This window comes from Bacillus sp. J14TS2 (genome assembly GCF_018333015.1).
In the GTDB taxonomy this organism is placed as follows: domain Bacteria; phylum Bacillota; class Bacilli; order Bacillales; family Bacillaceae_C; genus Lederbergia.
Window position 1 is genome coordinate 211,840 of the sequence record NZ_BORE01000010.1, and the last position, 19,102, is coordinate 230,941.

At 37.7% G+C, this 19,102-nt stretch carries 25 protein-coding genes; 4 read left to right on the forward strand and 21 right to left on the reverse strand.

Annotated features, from left to right (window positions below; genetic code table 11):
• Positions 1-272 precede the first annotated feature (272 nt).
• Positions 273-938, forward strand: a complete 666-nt coding sequence (locus KI375_RS16740) for a hypothetical protein (RefSeq protein WP_212974602.1) — start codon at positions 273-275, stop codon at positions 936-938.
• Positions 939-1,027: 89 nt separating this feature from the next.
• Here the strand turns inward: KI375_RS16740 and KI375_RS16745 are convergent, their stop codons facing one another.
• From KI375_RS16745 to KI375_RS16775, 7 genes are all read right to left on the reverse strand, one after another.
• Positions 1,028-1,384 (reverse strand): cupin domain-containing protein, encoded by a 357-nt coding sequence (locus KI375_RS16745; RefSeq protein WP_212974603.1) that lies wholly within the window; start codon positions 1,382-1,384, stop codon positions 1,028-1,030.
• 87 nt (positions 1,385-1,471) lie between these two features.
• Entirely contained in the window at positions 1,472-2,527 is a 1,056-nt protein-coding gene (locus KI375_RS16750; protein WP_212974604.1) for a DNA glycosylase AlkZ-like family protein, read from the reverse strand.
• A gap of 35 nt (positions 2,528-2,562) precedes the next feature.
• Entirely contained in the window at positions 2,563-3,051 is a 489-nt protein-coding gene (locus KI375_RS16755) for a DinB family protein (protein ID WP_212974605.1), read from the reverse strand.
• A 94-nt stretch (positions 3,052-3,145) separates the two neighbouring features.
• Complete coding sequence (locus KI375_RS16760; RefSeq protein WP_212974606.1) at positions 3,146-4,093, reverse strand: helix-turn-helix transcriptional regulator; 948 nt, start codon at positions 4,091-4,093, stop codon at positions 3,146-3,148.
• A gap of 442 nt (positions 4,094-4,535) precedes the next feature.
• Positions 4,536-5,222, reverse strand: coding sequence for a hypothetical protein (locus KI375_RS16765; RefSeq protein WP_212974607.1), 687 nt, complete (start codon positions 5,220-5,222; stop codon positions 4,536-4,538).
• 156 nt (positions 5,223-5,378) lie between these two features.
• Positions 5,379-5,831 (reverse strand): DUF5946 family protein, encoded by a 453-nt coding sequence (locus KI375_RS16770; RefSeq protein WP_212974608.1) that lies wholly within the window; start codon positions 5,829-5,831, stop codon positions 5,379-5,381.
• A gap of 184 nt (positions 5,832-6,015) precedes the next feature.
• Positions 6,016-6,711 (reverse strand): CPBP family intramembrane glutamic endopeptidase, encoded by a 696-nt coding sequence (locus KI375_RS16775; RefSeq protein WP_212974609.1) that lies wholly within the window; start codon positions 6,709-6,711, stop codon positions 6,016-6,018.
• Between the two features lie 86 nt (positions 6,712-6,797).
• Here KI375_RS16775 and KI375_RS16780 point away from each other — a divergent pair, with 86 nt between their 5' ends.
• Positions 6,798-7,532, forward strand: a complete 735-nt coding sequence (locus KI375_RS16780; RefSeq protein ID WP_212974610.1) for a MerR family transcriptional regulator — start codon at positions 6,798-6,800, stop codon at positions 7,530-7,532.
• 202 nt (positions 7,533-7,734) lie between these two features.
• Here the strand turns inward: KI375_RS16780 and hxlR are convergent, their stop codons facing one another.
• Positions 7,735-8,100, reverse strand: coding sequence for a transcriptional activator HxlR (gene hxlR, locus KI375_RS16785; protein ID WP_212974611.1), 366 nt, complete (start codon positions 8,098-8,100; stop codon positions 7,735-7,737).
• A gap of 205 nt (positions 8,101-8,305) precedes the next feature.
• Here hxlR and hxlA point away from each other — a divergent pair, with 205 nt between their 5' ends.
• Both hxlA and hxlB read left to right on the forward strand, forming a co-directional pair.
• The gene (hxlA, locus tag KI375_RS16790) at positions 8,306-8,938 is read left to right on the forward strand and encodes a 3-hexulose-6-phosphate synthase (RefSeq protein WP_212974612.1); all 633 of its coding nucleotides are present in this window, start codon (positions 8,306-8,308) and stop codon (positions 8,936-8,938) included.
• A gap of 10 nt (positions 8,939-8,948) precedes the next feature.
• The gene (gene hxlB / locus KI375_RS16795; protein ID WP_212974613.1) at positions 8,949-9,506 is read left to right on the forward strand and encodes a 6-phospho-3-hexuloisomerase; all 558 of its coding nucleotides are present in this window, start codon (positions 8,949-8,951) and stop codon (positions 9,504-9,506) included.
• 219 nt (positions 9,507-9,725) lie between these two features.
• Here hxlB and KI375_RS16800 read toward each other — a convergent pair whose 3' ends face one another.
• The 13 genes from KI375_RS16800 to KI375_RS16855 form a co-directional block, all read right to left on the reverse strand.
• Positions 9,726-10,136: a DUF3021 family protein gene (locus tag KI375_RS16800; RefSeq protein WP_212974614.1), complete on the reverse strand. Its 411-nt coding sequence runs from the start codon at positions 10,134-10,136 to the stop codon at positions 9,726-9,728.
• Position 10,137: 1 nt separating this feature from the next.
• Entirely contained in the window at positions 10,138-10,587 is a 450-nt protein-coding gene (locus KI375_RS16805) for a LytTR family DNA-binding domain-containing protein (protein ID WP_212974615.1), read from the reverse strand.
• Between the two features lie 31 nt (positions 10,588-10,618).
• Positions 10,619-11,365 carry an ABC transporter permease gene (locus tag KI375_RS16810; RefSeq protein ID WP_212974616.1) on the reverse strand — a complete coding sequence of 249 codons (747 nt, stop codon included), beginning with the start codon at positions 11,363-11,365 and terminating at the stop codon, positions 10,619-10,621.
• Between the two features lie 16 nt (positions 11,366-11,381).
• Positions 11,382-12,281: an ABC transporter ATP-binding protein gene (locus KI375_RS16815; protein WP_212974617.1), complete on the reverse strand. Its 900-nt coding sequence runs from the start codon at positions 12,279-12,281 to the stop codon at positions 11,382-11,384.
• A 531-nt stretch (positions 12,282-12,812) separates the two neighbouring features.
• The gene (locus tag KI375_RS16820) at positions 12,813-13,277 is read right to left on the reverse strand and encodes a DUF3995 domain-containing protein (protein WP_244852764.1); all 465 of its coding nucleotides are present in this window, start codon (positions 13,275-13,277) and stop codon (positions 12,813-12,815) included.
• Positions 13,278-13,917: 640 nt separating this feature from the next.
• Positions 13,918-14,319, reverse strand: a complete 402-nt coding sequence (locus KI375_RS16825) for a pentapeptide repeat-containing protein (protein ID WP_244852766.1) — start codon at positions 14,317-14,319, stop codon at positions 13,918-13,920.
• Positions 14,320-14,344: 25 nt separating this feature from the next.
• A complete protein-coding gene (locus KI375_RS16830; RefSeq protein WP_306419832.1) occupies positions 14,345-15,223 on the reverse strand; it encodes an RNA-guided endonuclease InsQ/TnpB family protein in 879 nt (292 codons plus the stop codon).
• The gene (locus KI375_RS27815; RefSeq protein WP_306419836.1) at positions 15,189-15,503 is read right to left on the reverse strand and encodes a helix-turn-helix domain-containing protein; all 315 of its coding nucleotides are present in this window, start codon (positions 15,501-15,503) and stop codon (positions 15,189-15,191) included. Before KI375_RS27815 ends, KI375_RS16830 begins: the two co-directional genes overlap by 35 nt.
• 132 nt (positions 15,504-15,635) lie before the next feature.
• Positions 15,636-15,983, reverse strand: a complete 348-nt coding sequence (locus KI375_RS16835; RefSeq protein ID WP_212974618.1) for a permease prefix domain 1-containing protein — start codon at positions 15,981-15,983, stop codon at positions 15,636-15,638.
• A 15-nt stretch (positions 15,984-15,998) separates the two neighbouring features.
• A complete protein-coding gene (locus tag KI375_RS16840; RefSeq protein WP_212974649.1) occupies positions 15,999-16,328 on the reverse strand; it encodes a PadR family transcriptional regulator in 330 nt (109 codons plus the stop codon).
• Between the two features lie 304 nt (positions 16,329-16,632).
• Positions 16,633-17,235, reverse strand: coding sequence for a class I SAM-dependent methyltransferase (locus KI375_RS16845; protein ID WP_212974619.1), 603 nt, complete (start codon positions 17,233-17,235; stop codon positions 16,633-16,635).
• A gap of 107 nt (positions 17,236-17,342) precedes the next feature.
• Positions 17,343-17,966 carry a TetR/AcrR family transcriptional regulator gene (locus tag KI375_RS16850; protein WP_212974620.1) on the reverse strand — a complete coding sequence of 208 codons (624 nt, stop codon included), beginning with the start codon at positions 17,964-17,966 and terminating at the stop codon, positions 17,343-17,345.
• Positions 17,967-18,139: 173 nt separating this feature from the next.
• A complete protein-coding gene (locus tag KI375_RS16855; RefSeq protein WP_212974621.1) occupies positions 18,140-18,946 on the reverse strand; it encodes a DUF899 domain-containing protein in 807 nt (268 codons plus the stop codon).
• Positions 18,947-19,102 lie beyond the last annotated feature (156 nt).

Here is a 19,102-nt window from a genome sequence, read left to right on the forward strand (position 1 = left end):
GTCCTAATATCCCAGCATTGCAGGTTTTAGAAAGGAGAATGATTATAATTTGTTATGATATGGTGAAAATAAAATAAGCATTAATAAGAAGATGTCATGTTTGTGCTTTTGGAAAAGTTTAAGATATCCTTAAGTCATAAACTTAATTTTTTAGGTGTAATAGAACTGGTAATATTCATTTAAGTTCGGGGGAAGGTTAATCAATGTCCGGAATTATTTAATAAACTTACTTAACTTTTTAAAATGTGAACAAGCTGAAGGGAGAATTTGACATGAAACTATTTCAAGTAAGAAAAGGACAATTTGTATATTTTAACAATGAGTTGCACAGGGTATATTCTGTGAAGCCTATATACAAACAGTCCGTCCACCTTATCAAGTTGAAAGATCTAACACAGCATTTAACTAATGCTTCAAAGGTTGAAAGATATAGACCAACACATCTTGACAGCTTTATTTTTAACCATAAGGCTTATACACTTCATAAAGATAAACAAGCTGAAGAAGGGGACTATATCTTAATTACAAATCCAAGTCCCGATTACATGGATCATTATTCATTGAACGAAATTGAAATTGTATCAAGTGTTGAAAGCCGCGGAGTTATTACAACGAAGTCGAATGGAGTCAAGCATATCGAATATTTACTGATGGTTCCAGGCCGTGATAATGACAGCCACCCAATAGATTATTTCGATAAAAATATGGCAGATAGTGATTTAACGAGCAGCGATTCTGATCAATCTACAAAAGACAGCATAGGTGAAATGCCGAATATTGGTGATGTATATAAAAAACAAGATGGTGATCATGCTATTGAAGCGATGGTAGTCGCCATCAATGGTGAAACGATCTTTTTGGGAAATAACTTAGAAGTCTCCTTAGATGAGTTAGATGAAATATGGGAGTTTCAATATAGTCTCTTAGAGGATGACTAATCATGGGCGACACAGAATAAGCCGTCTGGTGGGGAGATTCCATCAGACGGTTTATTCCTGTGTGACAAACTCGGGCCATATCTGTTTTTCTATTTCTTCAATGGCATAAAGGATAAGGGGGTTAGTTCTTCACTTTCTATTACGATTGCCGTTAACCTTGAATGTGTTTTGGTTTCATGCCATTCATCTTTTTTCCAAAATACTGCATCTCCAGCTTGCACGTGGGTGAATTCCTCTTTTTCTCCTCTAACACTCCCTTCACCCTCTATAATTAAAAGCAATTGAGGTACAGTTGTTTGGTGATAACCAATGATTCCATTTTCTTCTAAGTACATACATCCAATATGAGCCGCCTTTTCACTTTGGACTATACGAGACATAATAAAATCGGAATTAAATTTTTCAATCCTTTTTCCCACTTCTTTTTTAAATTGATATATTTCCATTTAATCCTCCCATGCTGATTTAAAATTTATATTCAAAATGGTATCATCTTTCAACAAGTTTATTTTCAACTTTCGTTATACTTTTTACTAAAGAGCTTCCCCGTTATAGTGAAGAATGGAGGTTGTGTCTTCAGAATAAAATTGCCTGATGGCAGCAATGATTTCTTTTTTTCTATCCTCCGCTTCTTCCTTGACGAGGGATAATTCAACATTATCAATATCATGAGGACCAATTCGCCAATGCCCAAGGACTGCCCCCTTAAACTCTCCATCAATCAAAAGATATTGCAGAACTTCACGTCCTTTGAACATCTCTTTTAACTCATTCAAATATACCCTGACCAAGAAATCCGAGTTATCAAGCATGAAAACCGATGAAGGTATTTTCTCGTCATTCAGACCTAGGTCTTCCTTTAGTATAAATCCTTCACCAAGATCATTGATTGTCATTTTAACAATCTGTCCATGCTCCATTAGCAGGTCTAGAGCACTTTGTATCGTTTTCAATTTTAACTGCGACCAGCTTCTAATTTGCTCTAAGGTAGCAAAGACAATCGCATCAAAAAAACGCAAGAGCATGTCGGAAACTAGAGATACGGTATCTTTCTGTATTTCAATTTCTCCCCATTCAGTCCTAAAGTCAAACCAGCCCGTATTCCAGTCAGTATCAACCTGTGATTCATATACCAAAAAAGCTTCTTGCATCCTTTTCAACGCAGCGGTGATTTCCTTTGCTTTATAGGGCAATTCTTCCTTCAATTGGTCCTTGGATACACCACCAGAAAGTTGAATCATCGCTAAAATTTCTTCATGAAGTAGTGTTGCTTTTTGAATTGGTTTTTGATAAATAGTAGCATACAGGCTCAAGTCGTCTTCCAAAATATATCCGATTCTCCCAGCTTGGAAACGCCCTTTTACTAACCTATGTTTCTTGCGTAAATTGCCCGCTATTAAGAAATCATCAAAGGCTGTCCTGTGTACCAACTGTGGAGGGTTGCCGGGACGACTATTAGAAACAGGGGCGACAGGCTGTAGTAAACGAAATAGCTGTTCATAGGCTTCTACATCATGAATGTCCCTTAGCGGCTCCACCAACTTTTGCCTTTTAAGCCGTTCGCAAATAATTCTTTCCTTATTCAACATGCACTCACCTCCAATCATTACTTTTTTAAATCTTTTTAGACATACAAATCAAACATATTTACATCATAACCAAGCTGCTTCAGATAATTGAAAAATTGCCCTCGATGATGAAAGAAATGGGAAACTTCTTCAACAAGCCAATGTGCTTGGATAGCGCCTTCTTCTAGATAAAAGGGCTTTGACTTTTTAGTTAAAAAGTCTTCGTCAGACAAAGACTGCATAAAAGTTTTGTAGCCTTGAAAACCGTTATTCATGGCCTCAATCATAGCATCTGCTGATTCCAATTTATCGTACTTTGCTTCCAACTTTTGAATCGTCGCTTGATCTTTTTCCTGCCAAATATTAAGATCTACCTCCGGAATGGCTACAATATGTTTAGCTAATTCTTCTAGATTCCGCATATTGTCTGCTGGCCGATATCCCCAATCCCGTGCTTGCACTTTCCTCAGTAACCCTCCCATAGAACAGACACCTACTTCAAGCTCATCCAAAAGTTCATTTTTTAAAATATGTATTGTATTCATTGCACCCATCCTTCCATTTATGATTTCCTTCTCAATCTATCATGGAATAGTGACAAATCATGTCATTATTAATGTTAATTTTTTGAAAAGAGCGTCAATGGTATTGTTCTATAAGCATGTTCAACTTTTGTCTCATATATGTAATAGCTTCTGGTGGTTCCTTTATCATGGCCTCACAGCCAAAATTCCAAATAAGATCTACAAAATAGATCAATTCTGATTTGGGGATTTTCGTATTAATCAAACCTGTTCCATCCTCATATATCTTCAAAAAACGTTCCAAATCCAACTCCGACATCGCACGACGGGCACCCTCTCTTGTAAATTCCACAGATAAAGTAACTGGATCAGGACAGCCCTTTTCGGATAATTCAATCCAATCCATAACTGATTGATATGGCAAGCTCTGCGGCGTTTCCTTGTCCGTTTCTATCGCTTTTACAATGCGGTCGGCGCGAAACAAGCGTACATCCTGGCGTAGAAAGCAATATGCCGGACAATACCAAAACCCATTATAGCTGTACAAACCTATTGGTTGAATTGTTCTCTCCCTTACACCATCCCGACTATCATAATGAATAGATAGGGCGGATTGATCAACAGCAGCCTCCAATATGACCTCCAAATGATCTACAGGCTGAACACGGTTTGGATTCCAAAAAACAATCCGATCCTTCATTGAATCAATACGAATTTTTGCATCTGCGGGTAAATATTGATAAAGCTTCTTTAAAACATACTGTGTTTCCGTTTCAAATGGAAGCGAGCCGAAAAATTGCAGGGACTGGAAAGCAAAATACAGGGCAACCGCTTCCGATTCTTTTAAAAAGACCGGAGGAAGCATGCGTTCGTTTAATACATAATAGCCACCATCTGCACCAACCTCGGAATAAAGAGGAACACCGATTGCACTCAATTCATCTAAGTCACGAAGAATGGTACGATAAGAAACTCCAAATTCCTCTGCTAACTCCCTTGCCGTGAACTTACGCTTGGTATTCACCGTCATCATTAATTCGATTAAACGCTGTGTTTTGGACATTATCGTTCCTCCAGATTTACATGGATCTTGTTTATAATAGATAAAAGTATGGTTCCATAAGATAAGATATTAGGCGCTATTATAGTCAAAGGTTTTTCACTCTCTAGTGATAGACTTTTAGAATCATATACTACTTGAATAAGCTGTGAAGACAATCCAGAAACACCAACTGTTTTATGAAATTTGTCAACTCAATACGATCATAATGTCCAATGGCCTTTGCTTTTCGTCATCTACTTCTCCTCCCAGGTAAAATCGTTCATAACCTAGCTTCTCCCTTATATTTTTATAATCACAAGAGACTTTTGACAGTATAGTTACAGCTGGTAAAGCGAGGCTTCAATCGCTAGGAGGATTACGGAAACAGCAAGATAAAGATTTATTAAGATGGAGTTCGTCTTAGAAATAATGCGAGAATCGTATAAAGCAATTGAATTTTTTACTATTCATTCAAAGTAGAAGTATTGATATCCTTTAATTTCAACTGATTTACAATAGACGCAATTAATGTATCTAACGGATTTATGAGAGAATGAGCTGTCATAAGTTCAGCTTCTCTGACAGCGTCTACCATAGATAATTGAGCAACTGAAATAACTTTATCTTGCGCAAGTTTATGTTGCAAAAAATCTAATATTGCTTGATTATAAGCTTTTTTTTGGCCATTCATCAGCAATTCAAAAACATCGTTAATCACCATTACTTCAATGTCTAAAATTTTTTGATAGTTTTCCGCATAGTAACGAAGCCGCTCCATTGTCCCTTTAACAGTTGCAGGGTTTGTAAATAGAATGATTTGCGGCTGCTGAATATCACAGATATGTTCAAAATACGGTTTATCCACTTCTATAATTGGTATTGAAATGTAGAGCTCCTCTTCCTGTAAAAGTGCAATATAGTTTGTACAAGTAATTAGAATGGCATCTACATTGCAACGAGCAATCCATTTCATCTGCTCTTTAACTTTATTTTTGGCCTCTTCTGCTGTGAAATTTTCATTGGATGTAATTTGATACATTAACGAAGGATCAACAAAATGGATTAATTCAATATCATATGAGGAAAGTGAGGTGTCTATATATTCAATATTTGAATAATGTGCATGTAAGCATCCTAATCTCTTCTTCAAATCCTCTCCACCTTTGGAGTTATTTTCATTATTCTAATAGTAATTATATCAGAATGCTTTACATATAGATTGGCACCTAGATAAAAAAGACTGAATCATTATGGATTCCAGCCCGATTGACAATTCAATCAAAATTATCCTACTAATGCTCCATTATCAAGAATCTTTACCTTTGAGCAAAGGGGTCATCTCCTTCCATGTTCTTCGCCCCCATTCAGTAATTAATTCACCATAACTTTCTGAATCGTACATTTGTTTGTCCACATCTGCGATCGTCATAGACCAAGACACTTTCGGTAATAGCGGCGCATCCTTAAGCCTTTTGACCTCCCATTTCCGTATACTCGCATCAGTATCTTTTGCAGCTAATTTGCGGATCTCTGGTCCATTGAGGTTATTCATAAAATAAGCACTTAATTTCGCTTCCACCCATACAAGTGCCTCATCACTATAACCATGATGTTGAATCATATAACAAGCAACGGTAAGGAAATGAACTCGACCGTACCCAGGATTAGAGAACTCTAAAGCCATGAATTCGTGATAAATAGATTGGCATGTCCTGCCTTCTGAATGGGCAGCACCACAGTCTGCACAATATTCTCTCATGCCCTTTCCTCCCATGTTCCAACTAAGATATGCAATATTATAATCTATAACGCAGCGTCAGGGTCAAAAAAATTCTTTCTAATACAATGCTCATATAGTGTAAATAAGTCAACTAAATTTTAATAGCGATAGATATAACGTTATTGATCCCCGACACTTTGTTTAACTATTCATATACCTTTCTTCATCCTAAGACTGTCAACAAGACCATGATTCCATTCGTTCCCCCGTGAATAATAACTGATGGCCAGATCGAATTAGTTCTTTCATAGGCTAAGGCAAAAATAATACCGCTAAAGAAGTTTACTGGCATGACATTATATGTTGGGATATGGACAACCGTAAAGATGAGTGAGCTGAGCAAAATGGCTCCAATAAACCCTAAACGTGTACGTAACCAGCGATACAGAAAGCCTCGATAAAAAATCTCTTCATATATTGGTGAAATAACTGCCGCAGAGATAAAGCCAATGAAAACAGTAAAGAAAGTTACGTTTTTTTGCATGGCATCTGTTTTACTGTTCTCCCATGAGTTTCCGATAAAACTAGTAAGCACCACGAAGATGATGGCACCCGCCATTAAAATAGCAGAAAGCAAAATAATGATTTTCCAATCCTTCACAGCAAATTTTTTTACCCCAACTTCACTCCATGAAAGCTTTTTGGGGAGTAATGCAATAAAATAAACACCGAGAATGAGAATTATTGCTATGGTTAACCCCATTAATGTTCCAGCATACAGCTCATCGTCAAACCAATTAGAATAAATGGGCTGTACAACAAACTTAATACATCCAATTACAATGACAAATTCAAGTAACATTAACCAAATAAATTCTTTCACACCCCAACAGTCTTTCTCTTTCCAATTCTTCTCCATGCTTTATCCCTCTTTCTCTATGATATAATTCCACTATAGTTGGTTACGTAACGTCATCCACAAGGTTTTTTAGAGGAGGGAATGAAATGAAACAATGGACTACTGGGGAGGTATCTAAACAGCGAAATATATCCGTTCGCACACTTCGCTATTATGATCAAATTAACCTTCTCACACCAAGTTATAAAGATGATAATGGAAAACGACTTTATTCAGAAAATGACTTGTTTAGATTAGAGAAAATTATCATTTTAAAATCTCTTTCACTTTCATTGGAGAATATTCGCGATATCTTAGATAGACTATCTTATAAACAAATTCTAATTTCACACTATAACTATCTACAGGAACAGCTCACAGAACTTCAAACAAATATTGCCAATACGACCTCATTAATTAATATGCTTGATCTAGAAGAATCTCTATCTTGGGAACGAGTCTCCACACTTGTTCAAAATTCACAAGACAACACTAAAAAATGGGTGGACTATTTTCAAAATGATGAAAAGATGTTCTTAGAAAATACGCTTCCAAATCTTAGCAACAGTGATGAGACCACACAGCAATATATTTCTTTATTGCGTCGAATTGAATGGTGTATAAAACTTAATATTAAAGCTGAATCAGAGGAAGGTATACACATTGCTTCTAAGTTAATAGAATTATCAAATGATACTTTTCAAAGAGATACAAAGTTAATGGATGAGTTCTGGGAAGTCCGAAAACTGCCCGCCGAAGAAACCGGGCTATATCCGATTTCGGAAGATGTGCTGGAGTTTGTAGAACGGTGTATGGCTGCATATACTAATGAAGGGCAATGATGGTCCCCTATAGCTAAAAATCAAAGGGAAATCGAAATTTATCTATTTTAAAAAAATGACACAATGTGATCTTCCCCCCAAAATTAGACTTTTTGGGGGAAAGTTACTACTCGCGGCCTATTATTACTCTGATCTTTAACTTAAAAACTTTTTCAAAGTAATTAATTTACAATAAGCTATTATAATCTTAAAATTTATTTTTCTATTTCGCGGTTGATTGTTCCTCTGTTTCCTTTTCTAACACATTTTCAATATAATCTTTACCCCATTCATACATCGCATCTAAAATTGGTAAAAGTCCTTCTCCGTGCTCGGTAAGTGAATACTCTACTTTGGGCGGGACGACAGGATAAACTTCTCGATGGACGATTAAATGATCTTCCAGTTCTCGTAATTGATTGACTAGCATTCTTTGGGTAATACCCGGCATAAGGGATTTTAATTCCCCGAATCGTTTCGTTCCTTCTCTACCTAGATGCCACAAAATTAGCATTTTCCACTTACCGCCAATCACTGCGAGTGTTAATTCTTTTTCACAATTAAATGTTTTCTCTCCCAAATTTGGCATTCATGTCACCTCCGCTTTGTTTTGGCCAATAGTATACTTTTTATCACTATATGAGGAAAAAGTGCGTACTTTTCATTCCAGAACATACTCAGTATACTAGGGAACATGCTGATGAGTAAATAGGTTTTTTTCCAAGAAAACAGGCAAATCTATTTTAACAGCTACTTAACACATAATTAAACGATGATATAAGGGGCGAATAGAAATGAAATTACAATTAGCATTAGATCTTGTCGATATCCCAGGAGCAATTGAAGTTGTAAAAGAAGTAGAAGAGCATGTGGATGTCGTAGAAATTGGTACACCTGTAGTGATCAATGAAGGGCTTAAAGCAGTCAAAGAAGTAAAAGCTGCATTTCCAAACTTAACTGTATTAGCAGACTTAAAAATTATGGACGCAGCTGGATATGAAGTAAGTCAGGCATCCGCTGCTGGCGCTGACATCATTACGATTCTTGGTGCGGCAGAAGACGAGTCTATTAAAGGGGCAGTAGAAGAAGCAAAAAAACAAGGGAAGCAAATCCTAGTCGACATGATCGCTGTGAAGGATATTGCAACTCGCGCCAAAGAGCTAGATGAACTCGGTGCTGATTATATATGCGTTCACACAGGTTATGACTTGCAAGCTGTCGGAAAGAACTCCTTTGAGGACCTACAAACGATTAAGAGTGTTGTCAAGAACGCGAAAACGGCTATTGCAGGTGGAATCAAATTAGAAACACTTCCCGAAGTTATTAAACAACAGCCTGATTTAGTGATTGTGGGCGGAGGAATTACAAGTAAAGAAGATAAAAATGCTGCAGCTCTCGAAATGAAAACATTAATTAAACAAGGTTGATTGATTTACTATGAAGACTACTCAATATTTAGCTGAAATCGTACAAGAACTAAGTCAAACCGCCCACTTGATTTCTGATTCAGAAGCAGAAAAGTTAGCGGACCAGATTTTAGAGTCCAAAAAAATCTTTGTAGCTGGTGCAGGCAGATCTGGATTTATGGGGAAATCTTTTGTCATGCGATTGATGCATATGGGATTAGATGCCTATATGGTTGGTGAAACAGTAACAGCAAACTTAGAAAAGGGCGATCTATTAATTATTGGGTCAGGTTCAGGAGAAACAAAAACTTTAAGTGCTATTGCCCAAAAAGCTAAAAGCTTAGAAGGAACAATTGCAGCAGTAACCGTTTCTCCCAACTCCACTATTGGTGAATTAGCTGATATTATTGTAAAATTACCAGGCGTAACGAAAGATCAGTCTGAAGGTGATCATCAGACTATTCAACCAATGGGATCTCTATTTGAACAAATGATGTTATTATTTTATGATGCCATCATCCTGCGTTGCATGGAGAAAAAAGGCTTGGATTCTAATAAGATGTATGGCAAGCATGCTAATCTCGAATAAAGTGAGACAGCATCAGTGATGATTTTCTTCATCCCAACTGAAGATTAGCGAGAATTATCGGGGTATTAGCTCCCGTTATCCTTACTTAGTCTTCTGTGAAATCTCCTCGTCTTGAAGTGGGGGGCTACGGACGCTTGCACCGGGGTAAAGCGAAGCCATGGAAGAGCCTGGTGCTAACAGTATATTAGCACCAGGCTGAATGTTGACCCAATTCCTACATCATTTATTTTTTTGCAAATGCTTATTTAATGCCGTTTCAATCTTTTTGAAGTAAAGGTACCAGCCAAGACAATTTAGCAAATACAGTAGGATGAAAAGCAAACTACTCCATAAAATAATTGTTCCGGTCAGTGGTATCCAACCGACGGTACCAGCGATGATGAGCCAAACACTATAAGAGAGAATAAAGTGAATAATAGACTTTTTAATGATATTGCTATCGCTATCTCCAAAAATAAGAGAGGATATGCCAAAATAGATACCTATTAAGAAGCTTGCTCCCATATTAATCCATATTTCCGAGACAGTTGCCTCAAATGCATTGAATTTCATTATGGTGAGGGCAATAAATGTCAATATACCCCCGATAGCGATGCCCACCATAGAACGCTTTAAAATTTCAAGTATCATTTTACTGCCCTCCCTGCATCAGTTTTTCTTTAATGGCATTGACATATTTTCGCGTAATATATTCCTTGTTGCCAGATTGAAAATAAACACATAGATTTCCGTTAAAAGAGGCTTCAAATTTTTCAATACTGTGAATATTTCCGATAACAGATTTTGAAAAGCGCATAAAACCATGGGGGATTAAGAAATCTTCCACTTCATATAGCTTCATTCTCACTTCAAAACGCAAGTTTTTGGCCACAGCATATATCTTTCTTTTTTCGGCATGAATAAAATCAATCTCCTTCGGCTCTAGAAGTATAGTTTGATCTTCATCAAAACCAAATAAGCGTTGCTGTTTCGTTTTTTTTACAACACTCACAATTTCTTCCAGTTCCTGTGTCCATTCCTTTGCTAGGATGGTTATCTGCGTTTCTTTATGATTTTCATCGATATCGATGTTTATTTTCATTCTCATCCCCCTAAGTGCGCTTCATCCTCCGCTAGTTTATCGCTCGTTTCAGAAAATATGAGTAGCGGATGATGGCAATAATAAAGGCAGCTAATCCAATTCCAAATAATATTCCCAATGTTTGAAGTAACTCGGAAACTTGAGTGGTTCCTGCCATGGCATCCTGAAAAGACTGATGGGCCCAATACTGAGGCAAGAAGCGGCCAATTGTTTGCATAAAGCTCGGCATCATTTCGAATGGAATCCATAACCCACTTAGCATTGCCCCACCGAGAGCGATTATTTGAGTAATCGCGATCCCCATATTTTCCGTATTTACGGTAAGTGCCATTGCCAATCCAATTGCTGTAACGGTAAACGTAATGAACAATGATAAAATCAACAGAATGATTGGCTGTCCCAATGAAACATCATAAACTAATTTTCCAAATAAAAATAACACTACAATCTGAATAAGCACAATATACATAAATGGAATCCACTTTCCAAGCAAATAATAATAGCTTTTGAGCGGTGTGCTTGCTAGTCTAGCTGTCATCCCTTTATCCCTGTCTTTGATAAACACCTGCACCATCGAAATCATAATAAAAAATACAAACATCACAATGTATCCAGGAACAATCGACTGGATCACTTCCTGCTTTGTTGCAGCGTCAGCACCTGCTGTAAATATCGAAATAAATAAAATAGTAAACAGGATAGGCAGGATCAACATCCAAAAAACTAGACCCTTGTCCTGTACATGTTTCTTTAATTCTACTTTCATAATTGCATTCATTGTATCACCTCCCTATTTAGTCTCTCAAGTTACTTCCGGTTAACCTGAAAAATACATCCTCTAATCGTGGTCGGACTAACTCCAACCGTTCTACCTCGATACTATTCTTTCGGCAGTATGAGCTAATATGTTCCATTGCTTTGAGCGGCTCTTCTGTATAAAGGAAGAAAGCATCGTTTTCTATTGAAACAGTACCGTATAGTTCCAGTTTTTCCCGAGTAAGGTTGCGTGCTTTTACACAAATGGAAGAAACGGCATATTGTTGAAGCAATTCATTTATCGTACCAATCTCCACCATTTTTCCTTGATCAAGAAAAGCAACATAGTCACAGAGACTCTCAACCTCTTCCATATAATGACTGGCATAGATCACTGTCTTTCCGTCCTTTTTTAGGTTTTCGATCATTTGAAAAATATATTTTCGTGATTGAGGGTCTATACCGACAGTCGGCTCATCCATAATAATCAGATCCGGATTATGCATCAGTGCACACCCAATATTCAGTCTGCGTTTCATCCCTCCTGAAAAGGTAAATACTTTATCCTTACTCCTTTCCTGAAGGCCAATCAATGTAAGCACCTCAGTTACCCGCGTATTCAATTGGCTTCCTTTTAAGCCATATAGTCCGCCAAACAGTTGTAAATTGCTGGCAGCTGAGATATTTTCCTCCAAAATGATATCTTGAGGGACATAACCAAACCTCTGCTTTGTTTTGTCTGAGAGTTGTTTTTTGTCAAACGTAATGCTTCCTTTGTAGTCACGAATTATGGATGTAATCATTTTAATTAATGTAGATTTCCCTGCTCCATTAGGACCAACCAGACCATAACAGATTCCTTTAGGAATGGTAATGGAAACATCTTTTAAGGCCTCTGTCTTACCATAGTGCTTTGTTACATTACGGATTGTAAGCATTTCCACCATCTCCTTTCACATATATTATGGCAAAGAAGCGGGGATCTGCGTTCAGTAATCGCATAACATGCAAGACTGTATGTATGAAAAGCAGAAAACTCTACATGAAAAATATCTCTTACTCGCCACTCGAGAAATTTTATTTTTAGATTGCATGCAAAAAGACAGAGAAAATTACAATATTCTCTGTCTTTTTGAGTATTCCTAAAACAATTTATCCCGCATTAACTGGTGTAAGACTCCCACTTCAAGAATTGCAAGTGGGAGTCTTACAGCCAGTAAAAGCCCGATTTGTTCAGTCCTGCAGGACGTAGATCACAAAGGCGGTGCGACGTACAGGACGTACTAGTGCGGGCGAAACGACAGGATGTCGTGCTTTGAGCCTGCCAACAGGATTTTGCGAATTTAGGCCAACAGGACGTTGGTCAGAACAGCGTTGCGCCAGGACAGCGCGAATTTAGCTGTTCATCCACTTGATCCTTACTAATCTGTGGGGGATGAAGGAAAATCCCCACTGATTGAAGGTTCACTTTATCTTTTAACGGAAAAAAAGTAACACACACCACCAACCATCCAGAACGGTTCCCAAAATGCTAATCTCCAAAATGTGGCATAAGAATCCAAGTTAAAATCTAAGATATTGAAGGCGCTCATAGAAATAGTGATAAAGTTTAATAAGCCATAAAAGAATAAGAAAACACCTGCGGTTTTAGTTACAAAATAAAGTATTTTTGCTATAACATCATTGCTCCACCGTACAAAAAGCAATAATAACAATGCACCACCAAGTAATTTTATTACTCCAGTAAGCCATACAACTGCGATAAAGGAAGGTTCAGGGTTGATGGACATCTCATATATTGCCCCACCTAGAGACCTAACACCAAGCATACCACCCATTGCCCAGTAAAAACTCATCCCTGCAAAAATCACTGTCCAAGCTATCCCTAAAGCAACGAACCAATGATTACATCTTAAATAAAAAATTTTCTCCACTTTCCTCCCCCTTCATTGCTGAGTAGATGGAAGTCAATTACGATAACACCTCATATATTCTGCCCTCCTATATTTGCTCCAGTTTATCACACACTATGTCTATGGACTTCTTCTCGATTGCTGAAGCGACTCCTTCAAGAATCTCAAAGACAATAACTCTACTCTAGATATATATTTAACTCACATCGCTAAATAATATCAATATTGAATCTGCAACTTATTTTACAATAGAAAAAGGCACATGTTTCATTACTATTGTAAGTCAAAACGTGTGCTTTTCAATTAATTTTTGGTTGTAATCATTGATCAGTTCCTACATTTCACTACTCCGTCTAGCAAGATGAAACAGTATCAATTGCCGGAATGAATACAGTACGGAAAGCAGAAGGACCAATGTATTTTCACTTGTTACATTTAATTTAATAATAATGATCTTTTAGCTATCCCCCATACTCATACCCTTTAATTCGACGGCCGTAATAAATACTGCTACACTAATAATTGAAACAGATACAACAATCGCTGTTCCTATACTCATTTTAATTTCTCCCCTCAATTAATTATAGTCACATTACTAAGATCTACCTTTGCTCCCTTTAAAAAGTTATAGGTTAATTTATCCATCTTAGCACCTTCAAAATCAACTTTCTTCAATAAACAGCCCTGAAAAAATTGTTTGATAAAACGTTTCTCCATCCAAATTCAGTCCAGATAAATTGCAGTTTTTGAATTGTGCCTGATTATAAATTGCAGTTTTTAAAGTTGCTCCAGCAAAGTTAGCATTCTTGAATAAGGTTCCAGTCAAATTAACATGTTCAAAAATGCAATTTTCCAAGTTACTGTTTTTGAATGTACTGTTTGTTAGATCAGAATGGCTGAAATCCGAACCCTTCAGGTCACTAGCGATGAACAACCCCTCCTTACCAGTCCTTACAGACTGCTTGAAGAAGGGGCTTCCTGATTCACAGATCTTTGCGCAATGGAGGAATCCCCCTTCCGTCTTACATGATCTCCACAGGCGTTGATTATACTGTTCGGACATGACCTTGCCCTACAGTTTTATTGGATTAGGCGATCTGAAGTTGTTCTAGACCTTTTGCTAAGATATTCAGAGCGGCATTATGGTCTCTGCCTAATACAGCACCACATCCCGTACAGATATGGGTGCGTACAGACAGGGACTTTTTCACACGGTTTCCGCAGGTAGAACAGTCCTGTGTTGTGTATTCAGGCATCACCTTCACAAGAAGTCCGCCATTCCGTCGGCATTTGTAACCAAGCATATTCCGGAACATGCCCCAGCCTGCATCCGAAATAGACTTCGAGAGTTTACGGTTTCTGACCATATGACGGATGTTTAGGTCTTCTACGCAAACAACAGAGTGGTTGATCGCAATCCGGTAACTTTTCTTGTGCAGAAAATCCTTCCGTTGATTGGTAACCTTCATGTGAAGCTTCTCCACTTTAGCTGCCTGCTGTCTGTAGTTCGTAGAACCACGGGTCATGCGGGATAATTTCCTTTGCGCCTTGCGTAATTGTTTTTCAGCCTTCCGGAGATAGCGCGGGTTCTCAATTTCCGTCCCATCGGAAAGAACCGCATACTTATTCAGGCCAACATCGATGCCGACAGCCTCTACAATACGAAGGGTCTGTGGTTTCACTTGTCCTTCGACACTAAAAATGGCGAACCACCGACCGCCTTTCCGCTTGATGACAACCTGTTTGATGACTCCTCCTTCGATGGGACGATGCATCTTGATGTCAACGCTTCCAAGTCTCCCATTGAAAAGCTTCCCATCTTCCGTGAACGATAAAGCCATCCGATTCCCTTTCTTGTTGTAACCGAACTGGGTAAAGGTAAGGCTATTGTAGTCCTTGTATTTCTTGATTTTTGGATACTTAGACCGTTGGTCAAAAAATCCATTGAATGCTTTTTCCAGCCGCACGAAAACCTCTTGAAGGGGTTGAGAAGGGATTTCGCTTAAGAAAGGGAATTTTTTTCTTATCTACAACCAATTGCTTCTGCATATCGTAACGAGAATAGTTTGTCTTGTCTTCCTGATACATACGATGCTTATCAATCAGGGCGGAGTTGTAAAGGTGGCGACAATAATGAAGCCAAGTATCGAGTTTTTCCCTTTGCTCTTCGTTTGGATAGATTTCATATTGATAGTTGACAAGCATCTCTGTTTCCGAAGCGAACTTCTCTCCAACCTTCTTTTTCATGATCGTCACCTCGCCACTCCTATATGTTATGTTTAGTATACCAAACTTATGTTCTCTATAACAAGTGGGAATAGAAAGAGAATAGAAAAAATTCGGTTTACACCGACCAAAATTCATCCCCTCCCTGTTCGCTTAGTTTCTTGAGGAAGAGGACTTCTTTCGGAGGGCTGTTAAATTTACGTCATGAACCGACACAGAACGAAAATCCAAACCATGCAATACTTGTCTGGAATAGTCCATACGAACAGCCTGTTCCAATTCATCATGCTGCAGATTAATTGAGTCTACCAGTTCAGAAACTTCGCCAATCGAAGCAACTGTATGATTATATGCTTCTTCGTCACTATATCCATTTTGTTTGTAATCCTGAAATTTCTCTTTTAAGTTTTGTGTCAATTCTTCTTCTAATTCCTGTGCAGATTTCACATTGTGATATGGTGCAAAAATACCATGAACATGTGCTTTTAATTGTTCAATCATATGTTACTCTCCTTCTTATAACAGGCGCTCAAGAATCTTTTTAGCCTGTTCCCAATTTAATTTATTTTGTTTATACGTTTGTTCACCACTTGGTGTGATCTTATAATATTTCCTACGGCCGCCTTGTGTCGCATCTCCCCAGTAGGAGTGAATGTTACCATCTTTCTCAAGACGTTTCAGACTGGAGTACATGGTTGCCTCCTTTAATTCATACTGTTCACCTGAATTCGCTAGGATTAATTTGCTAATTTCATAACCATATTTATCTCCATCAAGCAGGAGTTTTAGGATCATTGTATCGGCATGTCCGCGAAGCAGGTCAGAGGATAATTTAGCTTGCAATATACCCTCACCTCCTTATGTACATTATTAACCATATTACTATGACTGTCAATGTAACTCACAAAAAAATTCTACTATCATGTTTGTGAATTAAATATTTGAGAGCAGATAATCAGGCATCACAAAGGAAAACTTTATTTTTCGCTTGTATTTTAAATCATTATTTTCACATGAAAAAATCCAAAAATTTATCGAAAAATCCCTGATAAATCCTCAGATTTGAAACATTCCCCTTATATCCCATACTCTACACCTTGCCCTTTATTCATTATAAAACCACTTCTCTTTTTTTATTTTATACACCTTATTAACCTGGTTTTGCCCATATCAAATATAAAGAACCTGCCAAGTAACGCTCCTCTCTAATAGGCTCTACATTAGACTTTTCTACAATAGCAGATATATTTCTGTTCTGATGACACCCTACAACCCTCAAGGCCAGCGGATCCACCATTTTCTGCATTCCTGCCAAAAACTTATTAGTACTAATCCCATGCTCCAGCAAGAGAATTTTCCCTTCTGGCTTACACCATTTTTGAAATTTATTTAGGACAGCAACTGGTTTTTGATAAGCACAAAAACTAGTAGAAGATATAATGGTGTCAAAGCTGTTCTCATCAAATTCAACTATTTCAACATCTTTTTGGAGAAGTGTCGTTTGAAAAGGAAAGTCTTTTGCCGCCCGCTCTGCTGTTTTCAACATTTCATGACTAAAATCCACCCCCGTCAATTCAATATCTCTACTATAGCAAGGATAATTGAGACCAGAACCAATCGCTACCTCTAAAACTTTTCCAGTTGCTTCTTGAAAAATTCGTTGACGGAACGAATACAATTGGTCGTGTCTTCGTCGTTTATCATATTTTTCTGCCTGTTTATCAAACTTTTTGATTAATGATTGTCGGTTCATATTATCCCTCGAGTTCCGATTTATTTAAACCGTATCTTTACTTAGCAAAATCTGCCCTATAATTTTTAATATCATGCTGTACAATTACAAGCCCAAGATTGCTAAAGTCATTTATAAAAAACTTTTCTGAGTTCATCAAGGTAGCCATCGAGTTCTGCAAGAATATGATCATAATCTAATTCAGAAGCTTTCGTATTCCTCATCCCTTCTAATATCTGGTTTGTAAAACCAACATTTGACCATAGAATAAGCTGCTTCGATTTTTCAATGTCTAATCCTTCTCTGAATTTAGACTTATCCACATTATTAAACAATGTCTCATGGCATGAAGATCGTTTCTCATTAGTCCTTTTATCCAGCTCCCTATTCACTTCATCAGACTTCGTAGCAGAAGAAAGATTAATAAATTCGAAAATCCAAGGATGCTTTTGTATCAATTCAAGCTGGAGCAGATAAGATTGGCGCAGTTTTTCAAAAATATCCTGTTCATTAAAATTCATTAAATCAAGATACTCTTCGTCAATCAGCTTCGTACAGTAATCATAAAGGAATAGAAAAAGGTCTTTTTTGCTATTTACATAATGAAACATTAAACCCTTTGAAATTCCTGCCTCTTTTGCAATCATATTTGTCGAAGCATTATCAAACCCCTTTGTGGCAAATTCTTTTAATGCCGCATTTAAAATAGCATCTTTCCTTTTTGATTCTAGGTTCATTATTTTTGAGAGCATAGTATCACCTTTTTATTTTTACCTAATAGGTTAAACACATTGTAACTCGATTTACCTATAAGGTCAATTTTTTTCAAAAATGGACTTTAATCATATGAATGGTCCACATAAAAAGAAACCATTTTAAAAAAATCACTCAAAATGGTTTCCTTCTTTGTGAGATATTGTATTATTTATTCATGAACTTCGCCTTTTGAATGGCAACAAGAAGCCGACTCAGAAGAGTATTCATATTCATCATGCCGACGAAGCCAGGTCTTCCCATTACCGTCACTACGTCCAGGCGGTTGTTCCCAGTCCTCCTGCCTGCCAAGAGCTGTTAAATCAAGGTAGTTGAAGGTGCCAATTAATAAATCAGTGCCACGGGCATAAGTCGTATACGTATGAAAAATTCTTTCACCATCGCGAAGAAAGATACTGAAACCTGGAACTTCCATCGATTGTTCAGAATCAAGAGGCACCCCCTTCTGAATAAGCTCGTCCTTAGTCAAATAGTTGTATTCGATCGGAGCAACGGCTTCGTCCAGCGTAGCATGAAAATCATAGTTAAAGTCGCTATTGAAAGACGAGTACCAAGGAATGTTCCAACCCATGCGTTTCTTGTAGCGTTGAAGCTTTGAAAGCGGAGCACGGGATATCATAACCAGTGCCGTGTTTCTAGCATATAGATGGGCGAGATGACCGATGTTGTCCGTAGCAAGTGAACAAGCTGGACAGCCTGCTTCCCAATCAGGATCGAACATAAAATGCTGCACGATAAGCTGCGGTTGCCCCTTAAACAGATCAAGTAAACTTGTTTTACCCTCCGGACCATCAAAGACATAGTCCTTGTTAATCTCTACCATAGGAAGTCGGCGACGCTCAGCGTTCAGCTCATCCCGCGCTCTAGTGAACTCTTTTTCTTTTGCCAGTAGTTCCTTACGAGCGATTAGCCATTCGTCTTCTGAAACTACATTTGGCAGTTGCAAATCGTTTTTCATATCATCTGCTCCCTTCCTTTGTTCTCTTCATTGTAACGTATACGAAAATGGCAAATTTCTTCTCAATTGCTTTTCCTTTTTAAAATCTAGCCTTCCAAAAGAAAAAAAGAGTGAAGACCAATTGGCTCCACTCGGTGAATTACTTTTGATTTTTAT